This is a genomic window from Nostoc sp. UIC 10607 (assembly GCF_047228265.1).
Taxonomy (GTDB): domain Bacteria; phylum Cyanobacteriota; class Cyanobacteriia; order Cyanobacteriales; family Nostocaceae; genus Nostoc; species Nostoc foliaceum_A.
This window is the reverse complement of sequence record NZ_JBIQNW010000216.1, coordinates 1-876: the sequence shown is the minus strand read 5'-3', so window position 1 is coordinate 876 and position 876 is coordinate 1. Positions and strand designations below refer to the sequence as shown.

The following is an 876-nucleotide window of genomic DNA, read 5'->3' as shown; positions in this document are numbered from 1 at the left end:
AAGAGGTATCGTTCGATGTCACTGAATCCACAACCGGGCTATGCTGTACCAGCAGAAACTGCTAAAGTTGCCAAAGCTATTTTTCCGAAAGGTAACCTCTGCATCACGATGGCAGATCGCCTTGACTCCTTTGTGAGTGACCAAGATTTTAGTATATTGTTTTCTAAGCAGGGACAACCTGGAGTATCACCGATGCGATTAGCTCTGGTGACAATATTGCAGTACATAGAAGGACTCACAGATCGTCAAGCCGCAGATGCTGTCCGAAGCCGAATTGATTGGAAGTACCTCCTGTGTTTAGAACTAACAGATAAGGGGTTTGACCACACCGTTTTGAGCGAATTTCGCACTCGCTTGATCGCTCAACAAGCTGAAAGTCTAGTGTTTGATAAACTCCTTAGCTGGTGTCAACAACAAGGCTGGCTGCAAGCAAGAGGTCGCCAACGGACAGACTCCACTCATGTTGTCGCAACTATTCGGGCAGTGACACGACTGGAGTGTGCTGGAGAAACGCTGCGGGCTGCATTGAATGTGCTGGCCGTTGTTGCACCTGCTTGGTTACAAGCTCAAAGCCAGCCAGAATGGATAGAACGCTATAGCGAGCGTATGGAAGACTATCATCTACCGACTTCAAAAGCAGCGCGAGAGGAACAAGCCCATGTGTATGGCGAAGATGGAAAACAACTGCTCGATGCCATCTTTGATGGTCATAGTCCAGAATGGTTACAACAGGTTCCAGCAGTCGAAACACTACGACGAGTATGGGTACAGCAATACTATGTATGTAATAACGAGATTTATTGGCGAACCGAGCAAGGAATACCGCCAGCTACATTAATGATTAGTTCACCCTATGATTTAGATGCTCATTATTCA

At 46.7% G+C, this 876-nt stretch carries 1 protein-coding gene; it reads left to right on the top strand.

Annotated elements, in window-relative coordinates:
- Positions 1-15 precede the first annotated feature (15 nt).
- A partial coding sequence (locus ACEYW6_RS36475) for a transposase (RefSeq protein ID WP_412983650.1) occupies positions 16-876 on the top strand: 861 nt, incomplete at its 3' end.